This is a genomic window from Kitasatospora sp. NPDC059408 (assembly GCF_042751525.1).
Classification (GTDB): Bacteria; Actinomycetota; Actinomycetes; order Streptomycetales; family Streptomycetaceae; genus Kitasatospora.
The window spans coordinates 44,492-66,285 of record NZ_JBHYWI010000020.1 but is presented as its reverse complement, the minus strand read 5'-3'; the positions used below and the strand labels follow the sequence as shown (position 1 = coordinate 66,285).

The 21,794-nt window shown below is 72.0% G+C and carries 18 protein-coding genes; 10 read left to right on the top strand and 8 right to left on the bottom strand.

What is annotated here, in order from left to right:
* Positions 1 to 245 precede the first annotated feature (245 nt).
* The 3 genes from ACFXDE_RS15820 to ACFXDE_RS15810 all read left to right on the top strand — a co-directional run bounded on the left by ACFXDE_RS15820 (position 246) and on the right by ACFXDE_RS15810 (position 4,077).
* Positions 246 to 2,606: a germacradienol/geosmin synthase gene (locus tag ACFXDE_RS15820; protein WP_380494534.1), complete on the top strand. Its 2,361-nt coding sequence runs from the start codon at positions 246 to 248 to the stop codon at positions 2,604 to 2,606.
* Positions 2,607 to 2,776: 170 nt separating this feature from the next.
* Positions 2,777 to 3,583, top strand: a complete 807-nt coding sequence (locus tag ACFXDE_RS15815; protein WP_380494532.1) for a VOC family protein — start codon at positions 2,777 to 2,779, stop codon at positions 3,581 to 3,583.
* The gene (locus ACFXDE_RS15810) at positions 3,583 to 4,077 is read left to right on the top strand and encodes a DinB family protein (protein WP_380494530.1); all 495 of its coding nucleotides are present in this window, start codon (positions 3,583 to 3,585) and stop codon (positions 4,075 to 4,077) included. Before ACFXDE_RS15815 ends, ACFXDE_RS15810 begins: the two co-directional genes overlap by 1 nt.
* Here ACFXDE_RS15810 and ACFXDE_RS15805 read toward each other — a convergent pair.
* Together ACFXDE_RS15805 and ACFXDE_RS15800 are read right to left on the bottom strand one after the other, a co-directional pair.
* On the bottom strand, positions 4,074 to 4,796 hold the full coding sequence (locus ACFXDE_RS15805) for an ArsR/SmtB family transcription factor (protein ID WP_380444545.1): 723 nt from the start codon (positions 4,794 to 4,796) through the stop codon (positions 4,074 to 4,076). The two genes, ACFXDE_RS15810 and ACFXDE_RS15805, sit on opposite strands and share 4 nt — an antisense overlap.
* Positions 4,797 to 4,855: 59 nt before the next feature.
* Positions 4,856 to 5,809 carry a MerR family transcriptional regulator gene (locus ACFXDE_RS15800; RefSeq protein ID WP_380494527.1) on the bottom strand — a complete coding sequence of 318 codons (954 nt, stop codon included), beginning with the start codon at positions 5,807 to 5,809 and terminating at the stop codon, positions 4,856 to 4,858.
* 189 nt (positions 5,810 to 5,998) lie between these two features.
* On the opposite strand from ACFXDE_RS15800, the gene ACFXDE_RS15795 reads away from it, so the two are divergent.
* Positions 5,999 to 7,498 (top strand): alpha/beta hydrolase, encoded by a 1,500-nt coding sequence (locus tag ACFXDE_RS15795; RefSeq protein ID WP_380494525.1) that lies wholly within the window; start codon positions 5,999 to 6,001, stop codon positions 7,496 to 7,498.
* 54 nt (positions 7,499 to 7,552) lie between these two features.
* Positions 7,553 to 8,254, top strand: coding sequence for a helix-turn-helix domain-containing protein (locus ACFXDE_RS15790; protein WP_380494523.1), 702 nt, complete (start codon positions 7,553 to 7,555; stop codon positions 8,252 to 8,254).
* Here ACFXDE_RS15790 and ACFXDE_RS15785 read toward each other — a convergent pair.
* Positions 8,251 to 8,733 (bottom strand): VOC family protein, encoded by a 483-nt coding sequence (locus tag ACFXDE_RS15785; protein WP_380494521.1) that lies wholly within the window; start codon positions 8,731 to 8,733, stop codon positions 8,251 to 8,253. The two genes, ACFXDE_RS15790 and ACFXDE_RS15785, sit on opposite strands and share 4 nt — an antisense overlap.
* A gap of 95 nt (positions 8,734 to 8,828) precedes the next feature.
* Positions 8,829 to 9,911, bottom strand: a complete 1,083-nt coding sequence (locus ACFXDE_RS15780) for an alpha/beta fold hydrolase (protein WP_380494519.1) — start codon at positions 9,909 to 9,911, stop codon at positions 8,829 to 8,831.
* Between the two features lie 148 nt (positions 9,912 to 10,059).
* Here ACFXDE_RS15780 and ACFXDE_RS15775 point away from each other — a divergent pair, with 148 nt between their 5' ends.
* Positions 10,060 to 10,791, top strand: coding sequence for a TetR/AcrR family transcriptional regulator (locus ACFXDE_RS15775; RefSeq protein WP_380494517.1), 732 nt, complete (start codon positions 10,060 to 10,062; stop codon positions 10,789 to 10,791).
* Between the two features lie 119 nt (positions 10,792 to 10,910).
* Here ACFXDE_RS15775 and ACFXDE_RS15770 read toward each other — a convergent pair whose 3' ends face one another.
* The 4 genes from ACFXDE_RS15770 to ACFXDE_RS15755 all read right to left on the bottom strand — a co-directional run bounded on the left by ACFXDE_RS15770 (position 10,911) and on the right by ACFXDE_RS15755 (position 15,056).
* Positions 10,911 to 12,035 (bottom strand): metallophosphoesterase, encoded by a 1,125-nt coding sequence (locus ACFXDE_RS15770; protein ID WP_380494514.1) that lies wholly within the window; start codon positions 12,033 to 12,035, stop codon positions 10,911 to 10,913.
* A gap of 423 nt (positions 12,036 to 12,458) precedes the next feature.
* Positions 12,459 to 13,043: a DUF5994 family protein gene (locus ACFXDE_RS15765; protein ID WP_380494512.1), complete on the bottom strand. Its 585-nt coding sequence runs from the start codon at positions 13,041 to 13,043 to the stop codon at positions 12,459 to 12,461.
* Between the two features lie 205 nt (positions 13,044 to 13,248).
* Entirely contained in the window at positions 13,249 to 14,517 is a 1,269-nt protein-coding gene (locus ACFXDE_RS15760; protein ID WP_380494510.1) for an ATP-binding protein, read from the bottom strand.
* An 89-nt stretch (positions 14,518 to 14,606) separates the two neighbouring features.
* Positions 14,607 to 15,056: a DUF5994 family protein gene (locus tag ACFXDE_RS15755; RefSeq protein WP_380494508.1), complete on the bottom strand. Its 450-nt coding sequence runs from the start codon at positions 15,054 to 15,056 to the stop codon at positions 14,607 to 14,609.
* A gap of 264 nt (positions 15,057 to 15,320) precedes the next feature.
* Between ACFXDE_RS15755 and ACFXDE_RS15750 the strand changes: the two genes are divergently transcribed.
* From ACFXDE_RS15750 to ACFXDE_RS15735, 4 genes are all read left to right on the top strand, one after another.
* Positions 15,321 to 15,749, top strand: a complete 429-nt coding sequence (locus tag ACFXDE_RS15750) for a CBS domain-containing protein (protein WP_380494506.1) — start codon at positions 15,321 to 15,323, stop codon at positions 15,747 to 15,749.
* A gap of 441 nt (positions 15,750 to 16,190) precedes the next feature.
* Positions 16,191 to 17,843 (top strand): hypothetical protein, encoded by a 1,653-nt coding sequence (locus ACFXDE_RS15745; protein WP_380494504.1) that lies wholly within the window; start codon positions 16,191 to 16,193, stop codon positions 17,841 to 17,843.
* Between the two features lie 730 nt (positions 17,844 to 18,573).
* On the top strand, positions 18,574 to 18,942 hold the full coding sequence (locus ACFXDE_RS15740; protein ID WP_380494502.1) for a hypothetical protein: 369 nt from the start codon (positions 18,574 to 18,576) through the stop codon (positions 18,940 to 18,942).
* On the top strand, positions 18,939 to 21,785 hold the full coding sequence (locus tag ACFXDE_RS15735; RefSeq protein ID WP_380494500.1) for a hypothetical protein: 2,847 nt from the start codon (positions 18,939 to 18,941) through the stop codon (positions 21,783 to 21,785). The genes ACFXDE_RS15740 and ACFXDE_RS15735 overlap by 4 nt, the downstream gene beginning before the upstream one ends.
* Positions 21,786 to 21,794: the final 9 nt, after the last annotated feature.

The following is a 21,794-nucleotide window of genomic DNA, read 5'->3' as shown; positions in this document are numbered from 1 at the left end:
GGCGCCGGTGGCGTGTGCCCGGTGGGTGTGCGCTCCGCTGGGTGGGTGGTTGTGGCGGATGGTGCGGGTGGGGCTCCCGATCCCGCACGGGTGAGCCACCGTTGGCCGGTCGCTCGGGCGGAAGTTCGACCGGGGGTTCGAGCACGTGGGTCATCTCATATGACTGTTCTTGTTGTGCCGGTGCCGGGCCGGGGGCGCGCGTCATCCTTGGTCCAAGTCGACGCGTCCAGAAAGGCTCGCCCGCCGTGACCCAGCCGTTCGAACTGCCGTCCTTCTACGTGCCGCACCCGGCACGTCTCAACCCCCATCTCGACGGGGCCCGGGCCCACTCCTCCGACTGGGCGCGGGAGATGGGCATGCTGGAGGGGTCCGGGATCTGGGACCAGGAGGACCTCGACGCCCACGACTACGGCCTGCTCTGCGCCTACACCCACCCCGACGCCTCCGCCGAGGCGCTGTCGCTGGTCACCGACTGGTACGTGTGGGTCTTCTTCTTCGACGACCACTTCCTCGACATGTACAAGCGGACCAACGACCGCGAGGGCGGCAAGGCGCACCTCGACCGGCTGCCGCTGTTCATGCCGGCCGACCCGGCCGCCCCGGTCCCCGAACCGGAGAACCCGGTCGAGGCGGGCCTGGCCGACCTCTGGCGGCGGACCGTGCCGGCGATGGGCGAGGACTGGCGGGTCCGCTTCGCCGAGAGCACCCGGAACCTGCTCGACGAGTCGCTGTGGGAGCTCTCCAACATCAACGCCGGCCGGATCGCCAACCCGGTCGAGTACATCGAGATGCGCCGCAAGGTCGGCGGCGCGCCGTGGTCCGCGCAGCTGGTCGAGGTGGCCGCCGGGGCCGAGGTGCCGAAGGAGGTCTCGGGCTCGCGCGCGCTGCGGGTGCTGATGGACGCCTTCGCCGACGCCGTGCACCTGCGCAACGACATCTTCTCCTACCAGCGGGAGGTGGAGGACGAGGGCGAGCTGAGCAACGGCATCCTGGTGCTGGAGCGGTTCCTGGAGTGCTCCACCCAGGAGGCCGCCGAGGCGGTCAACGACCTGCTCACCTCGCGGCTCCAGCAGTTCGAGAACACCGTGTTCACCGAACTGCCCGTGCTGTTCGCCGAGACCGGGCTCGAACCGATCGGCCGCGCCAAGGTGCTGACGTACGTCAAGGGGCTGCAGGACTGGCAGTCGGGCGGGCACGAGTGGCACATGCGGTCGAGCCGCTACATGAACGGCAGGGGCATGAACGGCGGGGGCATGAACGGCGGGGCCGCGGCGGCGGAGTCGGTCGAGTCCCTTGACGCCCGGGCCGGGTGGGACCCGTTCGCGATCGGCGGGATCGGCACGTCGGCGCTGGACCTGGTGCGCGGCGGCGGGCCCGCGCCGGCGGCGCCGGCGGCGCCCGTCGGGCCGGGCGCGGTGGATCCCGCGGTGCGGCGGGCGCGTTCGCACGGCCACGTGCCGTTCCAGCGCGTCGGGCCGTCCCGGCTGCCGGAGTTCAAGGTGCCGTTCCCCCTGACCCTGAACCCTGACCTGGCGGGCGCGCGCGACCGGGCCGTCGAATGGGCCCGGCGGATGGGCCTGTTGGACGACCTGCCGGGCGTCCCCGGGTCCGCGCTCTGGACGGCCGAGTCCACCCGCGACTACGACCTCCCGCTCTGCATGGCGGGCATGCACCCGGACGCCACAGCCGCTCAACTCGACATCGGCTCGGCCTGGTTGCTCTGGGGCACCTGGGCGGACGACTACTTCCCCCGGGTCTACGGGCGCACCCGCGACCTGGCCGGTGCCAAGCTCGCCGTCGAGCGGCTGCCGCTGTTCATGCCGGTCGACGACGGCGGTCCGGCGGCGGAGCCGGCCACCGCCCTGGAGCGGGGCCTGGCCGACATCTGGGAGCGGACGGCGGGGCCGATGACCGCCGATGCCCGGCGGACGCTCCGCAGCAGCATCGAGGACATGCTCCACAGCTGGATCTGGGAGATCTCCAACCAGGTGCAGCACCGCATCCCGGACCCGGTCGACTACCTGGAGATGCGCCGGGCCACCTTCGGCTCCGACCTCACGATGAGCCTCAGCCGGATCGGCCACGGGCAGACCGTGCCGCCCGAGGTGTACGAGCACGGCGTGATGCGCTCGCTGGAGAACTCGGCGGCCGACTACGCCTGCATGATCAACGACCTGTTCTCGTACCAGAAGGAGATCGAGTACGAGGGCGAGGTGCACAACGTCGTCCTGGTGGTCCAGAACTTCTTCGGCTGCGACTACCCGTCGGCCGTCCGGATCGTCGACGACCTGATGCACTCGCGGCTCGCCCAGTTCCAGCACGTCGCGGCCAAGGAGCTCCCGGTCCTGTACGACGACCTCGGGCTCGACGACGCGGCGCGCGAGCTGCTCGGCGGGTACGTCGGGGAACTGGAGAACTGGATCGCGGGGATCCTGAACTGGCACCGGGGGTGCCGCCGGTACACCGAGGACGACCTGAAGCGGCACTTCGGGCGCGAGGGACACGACGTGGCGCGGGCGGAGGTGCCGCGGCTGGGCATGGTGCCCGGCGGGCCGACGGGGCTGGGCACGTCGGCGGCCCGTGTGGCGTCGGCGCTGGTCGGGTAGCCGGCGCGGGCGAGGGCCCCGGTGCGGGGCGTGGTGCGGCCGGTCGGGACGGGCTCCGACCGGCCGCGCCGTGTGCGGGCGCGCGGGCGGCGAGGGGACTGGCTAGGGTGACGGAATGGGGGCGAACCGGGCGTAAATGCCACGCGAGAGCCGTACGAGAGGGCAGACAGATGGCCGCGCTACCTGAAGGCACACCCTGCTGGGCCGACGCGATGTTCACTGACCTGGAGGGCGCCAAGACCTTCTACGGCGACGTCCTGGGCTGGACCTTCGGCGAGAGTTCGTCGGAGTTCGGCAACTACACGCAGGCCTACTCGGACGGCAAGGCCGTCGCCGCCGTCGTGCCGCCGATGTCAGGCCCGGACGGTACCCAGGCCCCGTCCGCCTGGTGCCTGTACCTCGCCTCGCCCGACGCCGCCGCCACCGCCGAGAAGATCCGCGGCAACGGCGGCGAGGTGCTGATGGGCCCGATGCAGGTCGGCGAGTTCGGCACGATGGTGATCGCGAAGGACCCGGGCGGCGTCGTGTTCGGCGTCTGGCAGGCCGGCACCCACGAGGGCTTCGAGAAGCAGGGCGAGCCCGGCGCGTACTGCTGGGCCGAGGTGGTGACCCGCGACCCGGCCGGGGCGGACGGGTTCTTCCCCGCGGTCTTCCCCTACGGCGTGCAGAAGATGGACAGCGAGCAGGTCGACTACAAGATCTTCCGGCTCGGCGAGCAGCCGGTGCTGGGCCGGATGGCGATGGGTCCGGCCGACCTGCCGCCCGAGGTGCCCTCGTACGTGAGCGTGTACTTCGCGGTGGCCGACGTCGACGCGGCGCTCGTCCGGCTGCGCGCGGGCGGCGGCGCCGTGCACATGGAGCCGATGGACAGCCCGTTCGGCCGGTTCGCGGTGGTCGGCGACCCGCAGGGCGCCGCCTTCGGGATCATCGACACGGGGACGACCGCCGGCGACCTGCCCACCCTGGCGGACGCCTGATGGGCGAGCGCGAGGACCTCGTCGCGACGCTCGGCAAGCACCGCGGCTTCCTGCGGTACACCGTCCGCGACCTCACCGACGAGCAGGCCGCCCGGCGCACCACGGCCAGTGAACTGTGCCTGGGCGGCCTGATCAAGCACGTCGCCGCGGTGGAGGCGCGCTGGATGCGGTTCGCGGTCGGCGGCGCCGAGGAGATGCGGCGCGGCGGCGGCTCGCCGGACGACTGGGCCGCGATGTTCCGGATGCTCGACGGCGAGACGCTCGCCGGGCTGCTCGCCCGCTACGAGGAGGTGGCCCGGGAGACGGACGAGCTGGTCCGGACGCTGCCGGACCTCGACCTCGCGCACGAGCTGCCGAAGGCGCCGTGGTTCGAGCCGGGGGCGACGTGGTCGGTGCGGCGCGTCCTGCTGCACGTCCTCGCCGAGACGGCGCAGCACGCGGGGCACGCGGACATCCTGCGGGAGTCCTTGGACGGCGCGAAGACGATGGGTTAGCCGGCTTCCGGCTCCAGTCGCAGACCGAGGAGTTCGCGCAGCGCGCGGTCCCCGTCGGGCGTGACGCGCAGGGCCCGGCCGGAGCCGATCCGCTGCACCCACCCGCGCTCCAGCGCCGTCCGGCAGAGCGCCGCGCCCAGCGCTCCGCCGAGGTGGGTGCGGCGTTCCGTCCAGTCCAGGCAGGTGCGGACCACCGGGCGGGCACCCCTGCCGCCCGCCCGGGGCGGCAGGTCGATGGCCTGCTCGGCGAGCCAGCCGAGGCCGTCCCCGGTGAGGGCGAGCCCGGCGTCGTCGCTGACCAGGCCGCGGTCGAGCATGGCGTCGGCGACGGCCACGCCGAGGCGCCCGGCCAGGTGGTCGTAGCAGGTGCGGGCGCGGGCCTCGGCGCTGCGGCGGGTGGCCTCGCGGAGGGTGCCCGGGGCCGGCCCGCTACCCCCGGTGGCGTCCCCCGCCGCCGTCTCGGCGAAGACCGTGAGGTCCTCGATCAGCGTGGCGACGGCGGGCCCGGCCAGCCGGACGTACCGGTGCCGCCCCTGCCGCTCCTCGGCGAGCAGGCCGCCCGCGATCAGGCGCGACAGGTGCTCGCTCGCCGTGGACGGCGCGACGCCCGCGTGCCGGGCCAGCTCGCCGGCCGTCCAGGCGCGGCCGTCGAGCAGCGCGCCGCAGAACGCGGCGCGGGTGGGGTCGGCGAGCAGGGCGGCCAGCTGGGCGAGCGACATGCCTCCATGGTCGCGCGGAGTCGTTTCGGCCGGGGCCGAAACGGTGCGGGCAGGCCTCTTCAGGCGGCTGCCGCCAGCTGCCCCGCCAGTGCCGCCCGCAGCCAGGCGTGCGCCCGGCCGAGGGTGGGCTCGTCGGGTGTGGTCAGTTCGCCGGCGAGCTCCCAGTAGCGCGCGATCACCGGGTCGTCGGTGACGTCGAGCATGACCCGCAGCCGGCGCCGGAAGTCCGGCGTGTCCCGGACGGAGCGGGAGGCGGCGTGGGCGGCGACGAAGTTGTCGAGCGCCCCGCCGTCGTACGGGACCCGGCCGGCGCGCAGCTCCGCCGAGGCCAGGTCGTAGGCCTCGCCGAGCCCCTCGTAGAGCACGGCGGGCCGGTACTCGTGGTCCGTGCGGGCGAGTTCGTTCGGGCAGCCGCCCTTGCCGGTGGCGGAGTGGCTCGGGCCCGAACAGCCCTGGGAGACGAGCGCGTTCAGCCGGGCGAACGCCAGCACCTGGCCGGGCGCCGGGTCCGCCGGGGGCTGCGGGACGGCCGCGTCGACGATCGCGGCGGTCAGCCGGGCGGGCATCCGCAGCGGCAGCGCGCGCCGCCAGAAGCGGGCCAGCGGGGTGGTGTCCGGCGGGGTGGTCAGCCCGCCGATGAGCGTCAGGCGGTCGGCGCGCTCCTCGGGCGGGCACTCGTGCAGCAGCCGCAGGGCGGCCTCCCGCCAGCGCAGGGCGGTGAGTTGGGAGCCGAGCTCGCGCAACTGCCGGGCCACCGCGTCCTCCAGGGCGTCGCTCAGCCCCCCGTCCTGCTCCAGCAGCCGGCCGACCTCCGGGACGGGCAGGTCGAGCGTGCGCAGCGAGCGGATCAGCCGCAGCCGCTCCAGCGCCTCCGGCCCGTACCGCCGGTGGCCGCCGGAACTGCGCCCGGCTTCGGGCAGCAGGCCGCGGTCGGAGTAGAAGCGGACGGTCTTGACGGTGACGCCCGCGTGCTCCGCGAGCTCACCGATGCTCCACAGGACGGACGGTGGCAAGGCTTGAACCTCCCTCAGGGGGAGTTCCTACGGTACCCGCATCGCCCGGCCGGACGGGGGTCGGCCGGGTGACCACCGGCGTTGTCGGGCGACTGCCTGCGACTGCCTGCGACTGCCTGCGACTGCCTGCGACTGCCTGCGACGCCGGGTGACGCCGGGTGACGACGAACGACGAGGAGGAGATGCGACATGACCGCATTCGTGCTGGTACCGGGCCACTTCACCGGGGGCTGGATCTGGCGGGAGGTGAGCGCCCGGCTCCGCGCGGCCGGCGCCGAGGTGCACGAGGCGACGCTCGCCGGCGGGGGCGGTGCCGGCCTGGAGGCCCACGTCGAGGACGTCCTGCGCCTGATCGACGCCGCCGCCGACCCCGAAGTCGTCCTGGTTGGCCACGAGTACGGCATCCACCCGGTGCTCGGCGCCGCCGACCGGCGGGCGGACCGCCTCACCCGCATCGTCTACCTGGACGCCGGCCTGCCGGTGGACGGCGACCGGGCCGTCCAGCTCGTCCCCGACCAGCTCGCCCGCGAAGTGCTGACCGACCCGGCCCGCCGGCCCGCGGACGGCCTCCTCCCGGCGCCCGGCCGGGGCGAGTGGCACCGCTGGGGGAGCACCGACGGCCTCACCGCCGAGGCGCTGGACCGGCTCACCGCGCTGGCCACCGCGCAGCCCGTCGCCAGCCTCACCGAGCCGCTGCGGCTGTCCGGCGCCGTCGCCTCGGTGCCGACCACCGGGATCCTCTGCACCTCGGGCGGCGTCACCATCGCGAGCGTCGAGGCCATGGTGCGCACGGGCATGCCGCAGTTCCGGTTCCTGGCCGACCCCCGGGTGGGCTTCTTCGACCTCGACACCGGCCACTGGCCGATGCTCTCCCGCCCGGAGGAGCTCGCCGACCTCCTGCTCAGGGCCGCCGCCGGCGAGGGCCACCGGATCGCCCCGCCGCCCGCCGCCGAGGCGCCGGTGTTCTCGCGCCCGCACGTCCTGGACACCCCGGAGCACCCGCTGCCGGACTGCGCGCACGAGCGGGCCGGGAACCTCGACGTCTACCTGCCGGAAGCCGAAGGCCCGTTGCCCGCCGTGCTGTTCGTCCACGGCGGCCCCGTCCCCGCCGGCACCCGGCCCACCCCGCGCGACTGGCCGGTGTACGTCGGCTACGGCCGGTACGCGGCGAGCCTCGGCGTCGTCGGCGCGACGGTCGAGCACGGCCTGGACGAGCTCTACGGGTACCCGCGGGCCGCCGACGAGATCGCCGCGGCCGTCGAGGCGCTGCGCGCCCACCCGCGCGTGGACGGCGACCGGATCGCGCTCTGGTTCTTCTCCGGTGGTGGCCTGCTGACCACCGACTGGCTCGCCGAGCCGCCGTCCTGGCTGCGCTGCCTCGCCGCGAACTACCCCGTCCTCGCGCCGCTGCCCGGCTGGGAGGCCGTCGACCGGCGCTTCCGCCCGGCGGAGGCGGTGGCGGGGGCGGGCCGGCTGCCGATCGTGCTCACCCGGGCCGGGCTGGAGGCGGACGCGATCGCGGCGACGGTCGCCGGGTTCGTCGCGGCGGCGGGGGAGCACGAGGCGGCGCTGGAGGTGATCGACGTCCCGAACGGGCACCACGGCTTCGAGCTCGCCGACCACACCGACGAGGTGCGGGACGCCGTCGCCCGCGCCGCCGCCTCCGTCCTGCGGCACCTGCGGGCGTAGCCCTCGGGGCTTCCGGGCGTGGCCGTCCGCGCTTCCGGGCGTAGCCTTCGAGGCGTGGCCCCCGAGTACGCCGAGCGTGCGTCCCGCCTCCCCGGTGCGGTGGTGTGGACGCGCGCTGCGGTGCTGCCCGCTCCCTCCGCCGCGCCGGTCCTGCCCGACGGCTGCATGGACCTGCTGTGGACGGCGGGCCGGCTGCTCGTCGCGGGCCCGGACACCCACGCCTTCCGCCCCGGGCCCGGGCTCGCCGGCCCCTGGGCGGGCGTCCGCTTCTACCCCGGTACGGCCCCCGCGCTGCTCGGCGTCCCCGCCCACGAGCTGCGCGACCGACGCGTCGACCTGGCCGACCTGCGCCCCGCCGCCGAGGTGCGCCGCCTCACCGGCCGCATCGACGCGGCCCCCGACCCGGCCGCCGCCCTGGAGGACCTCGCCCTGCGCCTCGCGTCCGACGCCGGGCCCGCCGACCCGCTGCTGCGCGCCGTCGTCGCGTCCCTCGCGGCGGGCCGGTCCGTCACGGCGACCGCCGAGCGCGTCGCCCTCGGCGAACGCCAGCTGCACCGCCGCTCGTTGAGCGCCTTCGGCTACGGCCCGAAGACCCTCGCCCGCATCCTCCGCCTGCAGCGCGCCCTCGCCCTGGCCCGCTCCGGCGTCCCCTTCGCGGACACCGCGGCCCGGACGGGCTTCGCCGACCAGGCCCATCTGGCGCGCGACGTGCGGGAGTTGACCGGGCTGCCGCTGACCGACCTGGTCCGAGGCTAGGGGGTGTCCTCGGTGAGGACGGCCAGCAGGTCGACGCCGTTGCCGTCGGGGTCGTGCACCGAGGCGTACCGCTGGCCCCAGAACGCGTCGAACGGCTTCAACTCCCCGTGGTACCCGGCTCCGACGAGGTCCTCGTACACCGCGTCCACGTGCGCGGGGCCCTCGCAGCGGAACGCGAGCCCGGTCCGGCCGCCGTCGGTCGGGGGCCGCCAGTCCGGGTGGAAGGAACGGATGGTCGACTCGGCGTCGAGCACCAGGAGCAGTCCGCCCGGCAGCTCCGCCTCGACGTGCGGCTCGTGCTCGGCCCCGTCGGGGAACAGGAGCCCGAGCCGCCGGTAGAAGGCGACCGAGGCGGCCATGTCGGAGACGGCGATGCCGACGAACGCGAACCTCGGTGCCGGCGTGGTGCTTTTCGTGCTGCCGGTGCTGCTCGTACTGCTCGTACTGCTCGTGCTGATCGTGCTGTTCTCGCTGTCCATGCCGGTCACGCTAGGCGGCGGTGCGGGCGCCCGTCTTGAAGGAAACGGACACTCTCCCGGCGTTGGCGTTGGCGCCGGCGTCGGCGCCGGCGGCCTCAGCGGGCGGCGAGTTCGCCCGTGACGACCGGCCGGACCTTGGTGAGCATGAGCTCCAGGAACTGCTCCGGCTCGCGGAAGGACGCGAAGTGGCTGGCGTTCCGGATCAGGGCGAAGTCCTTGACCGGCGCGCTGACGGCGTCGAAGAGGCGGCGGGCCGGCGCGGGCGGGGTGAGGACGTCGCTGTCGCCCTGGAAGACGAAGAACGGGAGCGCGAAGTCGGTGCCCTCGGCGTACTCGTCGACCGCCATCGCCTGCGGGCCCAGCTGCTCGGCGAAGGTCATGCCCTTCAGGTACGTCCGCAGCTCGCGCAGCGTGTGCAGCGGCGAGAACCAGAGCGAGCGGACCACGACGGTCTTCATGGTGTCGAAGGTCAGCGGGTCGGTGGTGACGACCAGCTTGTTGAACTCCGACCACTGGTGGGTGCTCCACGCCGTGGCGTCCGGGCCCATCGCGGTGACGGCGGCCAGCTCCTTGCGCTTGCCGCCCGCCCGGAGCCGCTCGACCAGGGCGTCGTACGCGGGGTGCGGGCGGCCGCCGGCGAGGACGTTCTGGTCGGTGCCGACGTAGGCCGAGTACAGCTCGGGGTGGTTGCGGGCCAGGCGCAGGCCGAGCACGGTGCCGATCGAGTTGGCGACCAGCAGCACCTTCGGCACGCCGAGCCGGGCGCGGACGTACTCGGTGACCTCCAGCGCGTCCCGGTACAGCCGGTCGAGGCTCATCTCGCCCTGCCCTTCCGGGCCCCCGTGGCCGAAGGTCTTGCCGCCGCCCCGCATGTCCCAGCGGACGATCGTGAAGTGCCGCTCCCAGGCCCGGGTGCGGGGGACGAACGGCAGGTTGGAAGCGCCGGGGCCGCCGTGGATCTCCAGCACCACCGGGTTGTCGAGGCTCTCGCCGCGCACGGAGACCCACTGGTCGACGCCCCCGATGCGGACGAACCCGGACTCGTCGATGCCCTTCGGCGACGTGATGCGCATCCGCTCGGCAGCGGCGTGGCGCTTGAGCCCCCGGTAGCCGAGGAGCCCGGCGACGGGGGCGGCGAGCGCGGTGGCGGCGGAGGCGGCGATGACGGTGGCGAGCATGGTGGTTCCCCCAACTGTTTATGGCATCAGCAGTTCGATGTGTTTAAGGTATATACAGTTCCTGTCGGGTGTCAACGGCCCGGCCGGACCGGGCACGGGAACCGGACCCGACACGAGGCACGGGAACCGACACGAGAAGGAGGGCCGCATGGCCAAGGAGAAGGTGCGCGACCTGCGCGCGGGCGTCGCGCTGCTGTGGGGCGAGCAGGACCGGCCCACCCGGGGTCCCAAACCGAGCCTCACCCCGGGCCGGATCGCCGAGGCCGCGGTCGGGCTGGCGGACGCCGAGGGCCTGGAGGCCGTCTCCATGAACAAGGTCGCCGCCGGGTTCGGGATGTCCGCGATGGCGCTCTACCGCTACGTGCCCGGCAAGGCCGAACTCGTCGAGCTGATGGTCGAGTCCGTCCTGGCCGACGCCCCCGACCTCACCGCGGCCGGCCCCGACTGGCGCCCGCGGATCGTCGCCTGGGCGCGCGCGTCCGAGCAGGTCCACCGCAGCCACCCCTGGCTACTGGCCGCCACCGCGATGCGCCACCAGCTCATGGGCCCCAACCAGCTCGGCTGGCTCGACGCCGCCCTCACCGCCCTGGCCCCCACCGGCCTGACCGCCGCGCAGCAGCACCGCGTCTTCGTCCTCGTCGCCGGATACGTGCGCACCCACGCGCAACAGCAGCTCGACTTCGACGAGGCCCACAGCCGCGAATGGGCCCACCTCACCGGCGAACTGCTCACCCGGCAGCCCGACCGCTTCCCCGCCCTGACCGCCGCCCTCGCCGCCGGTGCCTTCGCCCCCGGCGACGCCGCCGCGCCGACGGACACCCTTCGGTTCGGCCTGGACCGGATCCTCGACGGCGTCCAGGTCCTGATCGACCGCACCTGATCGACCGCGCCTGACCGATGGCGCCTGATCGGCTGCACCTGATCGACCGGGCCTGACCGACGACGAAGGGCTCGGACCGCGACGTGCGGTCCGAGCCCTTAGCCTGCCTCGGAGTTCGCTTACGCGGCGCCCGAGCGCAGCGTGAGCACGGTGATCTCGCTGGGGGCGAAGACCCGGAAGGGCGGTCCCCAGAAGCCGGTGCCCCGGCTGGTGTAGAGCTGGGTGCGCTCCCCGTGCCGGCTCAGGCCGTGGACCACCGGCTGGTCGATCCGGACGAGGAAGTTGAACGGCCAGATCTGGCCCCCGTGGGTGTGCCCGGAGACCTGCAGGTCGATGCCGGCGGCTGCGGCCTGCGGGACGTACTTGGGCTGGTGGGCGACGAGCAGCACCGGCAGGGCGGGGTCCGCCCCCTCCAGCGCGCCGGTCAGGTTCGCGCGGTGCCCGGCCAGGCCGGAGGACTCCGCGGTCACGTCGTCCACGCCGGCGAGCACGAGGGCGTCCCCGCCGCGCTCCACCACGACGTGCCGGTTGTGCAGCGGCTCCCAGCCCAGGTCCGCCATGCGGTCCAGCCAGCCCTGCGCCTCCCCGCCGTACTCGTGGTTGCCCGTGACGTAGACCCTGGCCAGCCTCGACCGGATCGTCCCGAGCGGCGCGGACTGCTCCCGGCGCTGGGCCGGGGTGCCGTCGGCGATGTCGCCGGCGTGGACCACGACGTCCGCGTCGAGCGCGTTGACCACCCCGGCCACCCGCGCCGACCAGCCCGCCCGGTCGATCGGCCCGTAGTGGGTGTCCGCCAGCACCACGACCCGGGTCCCGTCCAGACCCCCGCCGAGCCGCGGGACGTGGACGTCCAGCCGCTTCACCCGGGGTACGCGCATCGCCTCGTAGTGCCCCCAGCCCAGCAGCCCGGCCGACACCACGGCCACGGCCAGGGCCACGGTCCTGGCCCGCCCGGCCCCGCCGACGTCGAGCCCGCCCAGCACGAGGTTCACCAGACCACCCAGCACCGACCAGGTCCACAGCACCCAGACGACGCCGAGGCTGGTGTCCGCGACCCGGGCGGCCCGGTCGGCCCGCCGCGACCCGTGGCCCGCGACCATCAGGAAGGGGAAGGAGACCAGCCAGGCCGCGAAGACGGCGGTGCCGGCCAGGAAGACCGGGAACGGCCAGTCGGCCCCGGAACCGAACAACGTCCACCAGGGCGGAAGGCACAGGACGACGAGAACGCCGACGAGCACGGCCACCCGCCGCCCGACACCCCGCCGCCGCCTCCCGTCCCGGGTGTCCCCGGACTCCTCACTGCCCAGCCGAGGCTCCGCCTCCGACCCGATGGATCCACTCTCGACCACTGCGCCGCCCCTCACGTCTCTGTCCCCATCATCCGCCACGCACCGCCGGCCGGGAGGGCCTCGGGGCGGACGAACATCGGCCGAGACCCGGCGCTTCCGCTGAAGCGCTCCAGCGGGAGTGCCGGTTCTCGGGCTGAGTGCCGCGGGCTGAGTGTCGTGGGGATATCGGGGCGTGGCTCCAGGCCGTGGGCAGCTACCCGCGAAGCGGCGCCGAGTACTGACGCGCGGTCCGCTCCGGACGAACCACAGACCCTCGGCGGTGGTCCGTCCGGAGCGGTGGCCCCGCCGCCGTGGCGGGCGCCACGGCCGTCCCGCCGGCTACGCGGGTACCGGCCAGGCGGCGGCCCGGCCGCGGGCGACGTCCGCCCGCCCGTCCGCCTCGGCGGCGTCGTCGGAGGGAGCGACGGCCGACGGCAGGACGTCGGAGCGCGGCCCCGGCGCCTGCACTCCGCTGCCCGTCACCATGGCGAGCAGGGCGCTCGCGTCCATGGTGTCCGCGGGACGGGCGGCTTCGGCCATCAGCCGGGCGGCATCGACGGCATCCGTCTCCGGCGGGACGACCAGCAGGTTCAGCCTGCGGGGGGCGTACGAGAACACCGCGATCGTGTGCTCGTCCTGCTCGGTGGTGAACCAGCCCGCGTGGACGGTGTGCCCGGCAACCGGGATGCGCGGGGGGATGACGGGCCACTTCGCGGGGTTCACGGTGATCCGGGTGATCCGGCCCCACCGCTCGTCGATTTCGGCGGCCAGGGCGGGGAGTTCGAGCAGGAGATCACGCGAGCGGGGCCACCAGGCCCCGTCCAGCCGGCCCGGCCGCACGCCACGGGGCGCGAGCGCGAGGGAGAGCCGTGCGGTGGAATCCGGGGCGGCGGGCGTCGTCGCACGATCGAGTGTCGTGGTCATGACCGAGGGCCTGTCTCCGGGTCCGGCTCACGGGGTCGGGCCCGGCATTGCCGTTCGCCGGAGACGACGCCAGTATCCGGTGCCGGCATGCGAAGTGCCTTCGGTGATACCCAGGTTACTCCCGGTCCGGCCCGGACCGGGCATGGTCGCGGTGGCGGGGTTTCAGCCCGGCGCCGTCGGACGGGCCCCGGAACCGCGGGCGTCCTCAGACCCGCCCGTAGCGGACCGCCTGGTCGGCGAACTCCCGGGCCATCTCCTCGGAAACGGTGGGGCGGGTGCGATGGATGGCGTCCAGGTAGTCCTGGGTGCTGGGCTGGGTCCGCTCCCCGGTGTCGAGCGTGCGCTCGAACGCGCTCTGGGCGACCGCCATGGCGACCTGCCTGATGTCGGCGGGGGTGAAGCCCTCGCTGGCCCCGGCGAGGACCGCGGTGTCGGCGGCGGTACCCGTTTTCGCGGTGTAGCCGGCCCACAGCACGTCGCGGGCCACGGAGTCGGGCGGCCCGACCGGCAGGACATAGTCGAACCGGCCGTGCCGCAGGAACGCCGGGTCCAGGGCGGTCACCGAGTTGGTCGCGCAGACGAGCAGCCGGCCGTCGCGGTCGCGGAACCGCACGATCGACTTGAGGAGTTCGTTGACCACCCCGACCGACGCGGGGGCGGCGAGGCTGCGCGTGCCGGCGACCTCCTCGACCTCGTCGATGAAGAGCAGCACGTGGTCGAGCTGCGCCACCTCCTCGAAGCGGCGGCCGAGTCCGGTGGCCAGCCCCTCCTCGGACGCGAGCCGGGAGGGGAAGAGCTCGACGAACGGCCAGCCGAGCCGGCCGGCCACGGCCTTGGCGAACGTGCTCTTTCCCGTGCCCGGCGGACCGAACAGCACCACCGCGCGGGGCGGTTCCACCCCGTGGGCGTCCGCCAGCCCGGGATTCGCCAGCGGCAGGACCAGACGCCGTTCGATGAGCCGCTTCTCGTCGGCCATGCCCGTGAGCTGCTTCCACAGGCCGGCCTCGGGCATGACCGCGCCGAGCGCCGCCAGGACCGTCGCGCCCTGAGCGCCCACGGCCTCCGACTTCTCGAAGTACGTGAGGCCCCGGTGGGGGTGGAATCCGGAGTTGACCAGTGCGGTGGCCCCGGTCTCCTCGTCGGGCAGCAGCGCCGCGACGATCCTGGCGCCGGCGTCCCGCAGACGGTGCTCCAACGCCGACAGCAGGGCGGAACCCATGCCCAGGTTCCGCCAGGCGGGGTGCAGGGCGATGCGCAGCACCCAGGCGCGGTCCCCGTCCACCCGGCCCACCGCCGCGCCCACGAGGTGTCCGTCGGCCACCGCGACGACGCTCGGGTTCCGCGCCTGCAAGGCGGCGACCACGTCGGAGAGCCGGAAGACGGCGGCGCGGTCCGTCGTGGTGCTCTCCGCGTCGAGGCGGACCACCGCTTCGAGGTCGTCCGGCGTGAAGTCCCGGACATGCCATACAGCCATACGCCGCTCTCGGACGTCACTCCCGGACGTCGCGCTCTCCTTGGCTTCCATCATCGGCCGACCCCGCTGCGGCCGCCTGCCCGGACCGCTCAGCGGAGCAGGAGCTCCGCCGCCGGGGTGTGGTTCCCGGTCGCCGAGGCGCCGGCCATGGCCGAGGCGGCCGTGGCCGAGGCGGTGCCCGGCGGTACCACCAGCAGCAGGAAGTGGTCCTGGAAGCCCCGGGTGACGCTGATCGTCGCGTCGCTGCCGGTGAACCAGTTGATCCGGATGGTGAGGCCGTTCGCCGGGACGGACCGGGGCACTCCGTCCCAGGCCGAGGTGTCGAGGCCGACCCGGACGATGCGCCCGAAGTGGGCGCCGAGCGCCGTGATCAGGTCGGGCAGTTCGGCGAGGACGTGGTTCGAGCGGGGCCACCAGGCGCCGTCGAAGACACCCTCCCGCGACATCGTCGGTTCGAGTTCCAGCCGCGGCAGCAGCGGGGAGCCGGGCACCGTCCACGGCTCGGAAGAGGATGAGCCGGGGAATGGAATCGGCATCATGCGAAGCCGCCCGTCCGGTCCGTGAGGGACCCGTCAGACCCAGGGCGACGTCGGCGCTGATGCCGGTGTGCGGAATGTCCTCGGTTGTCTCCCACGCTACTCCGCGGCGGTGCGCTCCGAGCCGGTCCGGGCCGCTCGCCACCGGAGTAGGGTCGTAGACATCCAGGGCATCCCGTATTCCGGTACCCGTTCCGGCTTCGTTCTGGTCGAAGGACAGCCCGGCAGTCCCCCGGCGGGCAGCCGGAGACGGGAACGGTGAGCACCGTGACCACGCACTCTCCGCAGCCGGCACGGCGCAACCGCGGCCTCACGGTCGCCGACGCCATGGACCCCTGCGACTACCGGATAGCCGACGACGACACCGTCGACCAGGCCAACGACGTCCTCCGCGGTGCCGGCGTCGAGTACCTGCTGGTCCGCGACCACGACGGCCGGTGCGAGGGCCTGGTCACCCGGACCGGACTCCACGCGTTCCTGGCCGGTTCCTGGTACACCGAGCGAACCGCGATCAGCGCCACCGCGCACCAGCGCGGCCCGTTCGCCTGGCCGACCATGGGGCTGGCCCTGGCCGCGATCGCGATGCGGATCAAGCACCTGGAGGTCTGGCCCGTCGTCGACGAGGACGGCTTCATCCTCGGCGTGCTCACCGCGGACCGCGCCACCGGCCTCCTGACCGTCGCCCCGGCCGCCTGAACCCGTGGGCGCCCCACGCCGTCCGGCGAGAATCGGCCGGACCAACCGAGACCACAACCCGCAGAAGGCCCCGACCGGAACCCCGGTCGGGGCCTTCAATTGCCCTTGCGGGTAAATGCGGAGAATACGTGGTTCGAACTTGTGGGCGGTTTCCCCCAACGCACTTTCCAGATGTTCGCCCGGCTGTCCGGTGGCGGTCGTGGGGGCCCTGAACTGCGGCGGATATGCCTGCCGAAAGGGCGGCGGACGGCGTCGGCCGCAGGTGGATGCAACCAAAACTGCCACCGTCACCCCTGGACGCGAACCTTTCGCTGCCGTGCCGCAGTGGCCTCGACAACTTACGGAGCGGGCTGAGCAGCGGATGGCTGGAGGTGTCAGTTGCAGGTCTTCCGGGCAATAGCCACTGGACGGAGATAATCGCGCAACGGGGCGGAGCGGAGAATGGCTGGTATCGGATCGATGCTTCGGCAGGGATTCGGCGCCCAGCGGACTGTGAATGGTTCGCCGGGGCAAACAGCTGGTGCGGAGATGAGCGCCGCTGGTGTCGTCGAGGTCACGCTTCCGAAGGAGCGCTTCGACCTGATCGTTCGGGTGACACTCTCCACGCATCAGGAGAACGCCTCCTGGGTGCGGACGGCGTTCACGCAGCGAGGTTGGCACTGCGAGCCGGATACTATGGTCGGGCCCGATGTGATGGGGCCGGCGGAACGGGTACTGGATTCTCACTGGTCGGTTGATGTACCCGTCGCAGGTTCTCGGGCGGGAGCGGAGACGGATGCACTGTTGAAGGTCGGTCGGATTGCCAAGTCGTCGGGACGCTTGGTAGACATTCGTGGAGCCTGGACGTTGAGCCCGAAGGGCGTCAGTGCTTTTGAGTACCGGGTCTACGAGAAGCCGCCAGCCGGGCTCTCCCGATTGATGCAGCTGGTCACGGGCATGGAGACCCGGGTGGGTCTGCGCGACACCAAAGAGGTGATTCGAGCTTACTCCGACCAGCATGCCGAACACGAGGCGCGTCGCCGAGCAACTATGTGTAACGGGCCTGAGCGGCCCGAGAATTGGGGAGTGCGCCGTAGTGCAGTCTCTTCGAAGACGCTGCCCCATTCCCGCCAGATGCTCTACTCGATCCGGAAGTCCGAGTCCGACGTTGTTCGGATGACATTCATCTCCTTATTTGAAGTCATGTGTGTAGTCACGGCGACCCCGTGGTGGCGCCACCACGTCCTGGGAGTAGTTGGACTGGCACTCTTCGCCCTCCTCTACTGCATCCCCACGACGTTGGTCGCCGCCCGCGTCTTTGCCAGCTCGTCGCGCCGGAAGACTTTTTGGTGCGCATGTGGTGGATCAGCGCTGGCTGCGCTACTGGGTGTGGTATTGGGTTTGTTCCGGCGGCAAGCGGGCCCAATTGACACGTTGGTGCTGGTCGGAGTAGTCATGGTCGGCTACGGCCTCTATCACCTGGTCCGTGCCAGCTCTATCACCAAGATCCTGCTCTGGGCCACGCCTGTCCTGATCTCTTTGGCCCCGCCGCTAGCGCAGCAGATCGGCGGATTGTCAAACTGGACTTATCTGAACCAGTTCGAAATGGGGCCGAGCGACGTGAACCTGTCGGCCATTGCGCAGATGCAGCCCGTAGCGAGGCCTCTTCTGGTGGGAATCGGATCCTGCCTCATCACAGCAGGAGTCGTTGGCCTGTTGAAACGATTCCATATCGACGTGGGGTCGATATTCCTGGTTCCCTTCCTGGTGATGTACAGCCTGGTCGTGGTCGTCGCTGCCCTGGATGACGGGAAACACGCGGGGGAGAAGGCGCTGCGGCAGGCTACGGCCTTTCGCCTCCCCAGCGACTATCACGGAATCACGCCGGAGGTCGTGTGCGTCTATTCGATCGGAGGCTCCTTGCCTGTCCACGGGGCTATGCTGCCTGTCCGCACCCCCATGCTCACCTTCGACTCAGGGGCCGCGCATGTCGCGCTCTGGAATGCCCGTACGACCCAGGTGACACGGGTGCCGGGCAACGACGTTTCCTTGATTCCTGCGACCAGCATGTCGGGGGAGTGCCCGAGCGTCCCGGGAGGCCCATCCACCCCGTAACTCCGTGACCTCCCGGGTGGCCAGGCGCGCGTCGGCGCGGCACCCGGTGGCTGGCCGTGGGCCTCCCGACCGCAGCGCCCCATGGGGCCCGGCAAAGGCCGACTGAGGCGAAAACCGAGACGGGATACATCGAAGGCCCCGACCGGCGAACCAGTCGGGGCCTTCAACTGCCCTGCTGGGCAGACGCGGAGGATACGAGCTTCGAACTCGTGAGGGGTTGCCGACACCCCCAACATGCCTCCAATTCTCCCGCACCGCGTTCGTCGGGGTTCGTACTCGTTCTGACGGTGGCGGAGCGAATCACTGGGCAGCTGCCGAACCCGGCCGGACGAGGGTGAATGAGACCAGAGCCGAGACCGGCTGGCCGATTGACTGTGTCCGGGGACGCGGAGGGATCAGGCGGACTTCGCGCTGGCTCGGACGCCGACGTTGATGTGCCGGGTTCCGTTGGGGAGCGCGTAGAAGACGACGGGGATCCAGGCGTCCATCTTGCGTGCAGGGCGGGACCGTCGCACCAGGAACGGTGACTTGATGGTGCCCCAGAGTGGCGCCTTCAGTATCGTTCGGTGTCGAAGATTGTTCGGGTTGGGGCGAAGAGAGCTGGTTCGCGGGACGTGGCCGGAGGCTGGGGCGCTGGTGCTGTCTCGGTGCCGGCCGCGGCGCGCGGCGTGTGTGGGGCTGTGCTTGGCGAATTCGGTCGGCCGGGGTGGTGGATGAGGGGCGCGATGTGATGGTCCAGCCGCAGGGTGCGCAAGGGCAGTTGAAGAGGGTGTTGAACGGGCTGATTGGGGTCATGCAAGCGGCGGGGCCTGTGGTGCCGGGATTGCAGAAAAGGGTCCAGACCCGGGGCCGGGTGTCAGCGAGTGTGTTGTCACAGCGTGCTCTGGGGCCAGCTGCGGTGGCGCCGTTGCCATGCCTGGAGGGTCGTCATGCCGAGTTGAAATCCATGGCGGAGCGGATCGAGGCTTTCCTGGCTAACGCGGTGACGGCAACTCGCGCCCGCCTCGCGAGCGATCTGACGGCGACGAAGATTGCGCCGGATGCGGCGAAGGCCGTGAACCCTCAGGCGCTGGGCATCCGGCCGGAGGGCGCGAAGTGAGCGAGGATCCGGTGAACCCGGCGGAGGTGCCGGTCTTTACGGGTGATCTGTTCGCGCTGGACAACAGGGTGAGGTCGATCTCGACGGGCGGGGCGGCGATCGCCTCGGCTGCGGGGGCCGTGCACACGAGTTTCGGCGGGCTGAAGTCGTACTACAAGGCGCCCGAGGCTGAGCAGTTGTTCGCGACCACCAAGCCGGTCGACGACCTCGGCACCAAGCTCAGTTCCGACGCGTGCGTCATCGCGGGTGCGCTGGGCACCTACAGCCGGGACGCGCATCCGCTGGTCAAGCGGCTCGCCGACCTCAAGCACGAAGCAGAATCGTTTCACTCCAAGGTCGCCGGCGACCACGACTGGCGCCAGGACGAGGGCAAGGTCAAGGAGAACAACCGCCGGCGCGACGAGATCGCCGAGGTCTGGACGCAGTTCCAGGGCGTCGAGCGGGACGCCTACGCCAAGATCGTCGCCCTGGTCGGCGGCAAGCCGCTGCGTGTCAACGACGGCTCCGGCGCCGACGACATGTACGGCTACAACGCCAAGGATCTGAAGGAGTCGAAGTCCCTGCCCTGGGGCGACGCGGTCGACCGGGACATCCCCTGGTGGAACCTGCCGGCCCAGGCGATCGAGTTCGGCAAGGGCGTCTTCGTCGACGGCGTCTGGGGCACCATCAAGGGTCTCGGCACACTGGTGGGTTTCGACGGCTGGGACGCCTTCAAGCAGTCCTGGACGGGGCTCGCCAAGTTGGCGACTGGCCTCGTCATCACCGCGGTGCCGTTCGTAGGCATGGCGTACTGGGCCATGCCGGAGGACAAGTTGCCCTCGTGGCTGCGGGATTCACGCAATGCGATGAAGGAGACCGGCAAGGCGCTGGTCGCCTGGGACGAGTGGAAGACGAACCCGAGCCGCGCGGGCGGCGCGGTCACCTTCAACGTGCTGACCGCCATGACCGGCGGCGGCGCAGCGGCGTCGGGCGCGGGGAAGGCAGGTTTCGCCGGAAAGGCGCTGTCGATCGCGGGCAAGGTCGGCAAGGTCATCGACCCGATGACGTACGTCTTCAAGGGCGTGGGCTTCGGCATCTCCAAGGCCGGCGACGTGATGGCCGCGCTGAGGGGAATCAGCGAGGGCAAGATCCCGACGATCAACCTCGACGGCGCGTTCGTCCTGCCCGAGGACGCGGTGAAGCTTCCTGACGGAACGATTCGCCTTCCGAAGGGCGCCGCCATCCCCGAGGGCGCGATCAGGACCGCCGACGGCGGGATCAAGCTGCCGAAGGGCACCGTCGAACTCCCGCCCGGCACCGTCAAGTTGGAGCACGGAGGCAAGGCCGAGTTCATGGACCCGCACGGCAACGTCTACGACGAGGCCGGCAACCTCCGTCAGCACGGAGACGAAGCCCCGATGGACGGCGCAAACCCCAACCCCGCCAAGCCGAAACCTCCGGTCCCGGCCCACGCCAAGACCCCCGAGTTGGTGGGCGTCGGCGGCAGGGCCGGCGCTATCAAGCTCGGCTCCGACGTATCCGACCCGGCCCACGTCCCGAACCACGTCCCCGACGACCTCCTCGGCAAGGGCCACGACCTCACCCCCGCCGGCCACACCCCGGGCGGCCATGCCCCCGACGGACCGCGCAACGACCTCAACGCCCCGCACGGAGGCCGCGATGACACCTCGGCGGCCGGCGGGCACGACAACCCGACCACGGGCGGTCACGACGGAGGCTCGACGGGGGGTCATGACGGTGGTTCCACGGATGGCCACAACGGCCACAACAGCCTCAGTGCGGCGGAGCGCGCGGCCCAGCGCGCGGAGTACGAAGCCGCCCGCGAGAAGCCGGCCGACGAGCGAACCCCCGAAGAAAAGGCCGCCATCGCCCGCGAGCACGTTCACCTGGCCAACGAGAATCCGGCCTGGCGTGAGGAGAACTACAACAAGCTCGGCCGCCGTCACCGCACCCGTAAGCTGGTCGATGGCCAGACTCTGCCGCAGCTCACGGACAGGCCAGGCGGCGGCTGGATGAACGCCGACGATCTGCCGCTCGCGTCCTCGGAGAGGTTCGAGCTCGAGTACCTGGCGAGAGGCGCGGATACGGTCCACCCCGATGACATCGCGCACCTCGACGACGTTTCGGCCAAGCGTCGGGCCGGCATGGCGCTGACCGCCGCCCAGAAGGCTCTCGACGAGAACAAGACGGCGTCGCTCACCCAGGAGCTCGCCCAGAAGCTCGCCGATGCACAGGAGCACTTCGACAACACGGTCGGTGTGGGCGTCCCGAACAACTCCAAGCTTGGCGAGGCGCTCGGCGAGGAGGCCGCCCGCCGACACATGCTCAAGCAGCCGGAGTTCCGGGGCGCCAAGGAGATCACCGACCTTCCCGAGACCGCCAACGGCTCGAAGCGGTTCGACCAGCTCTGGCGGGACAGCGACGGTAACCTGGTGATCGTCGAGTGCAAGGGCCCCAGGGCGGAACTGGAATGGCGCCGGGGCAACGGTCCCGAGGACCGGATGACGAAGGTCAAGCAGGGAACCCTCGAGTACACCAGGACGATCTCGGCCGACATGGACGAGCGGGCCATCAAGGAACTCCGTGAAGCCACGGCCAACATGGATGATCTATCCGAAGGTCTCCGCGAGACCCTGGCCGGGACGGACGATCCGTCGGATTACGTTCGCGCAGTCCTGGCCGAGATGGACGATCGGGCTCTGGCCATGCCCAAGGATGGCCAATATGCGCAGGAGATCCGGGCCGCGATCAAGGACGGCACCCTGCGCTACGTTCTCGTCCAGGCCCTGGAGAACGACGGTACGTATGCTGGAGCTGAGCTCAGATACTTCAAGATCCGTTAAGGAGAATCG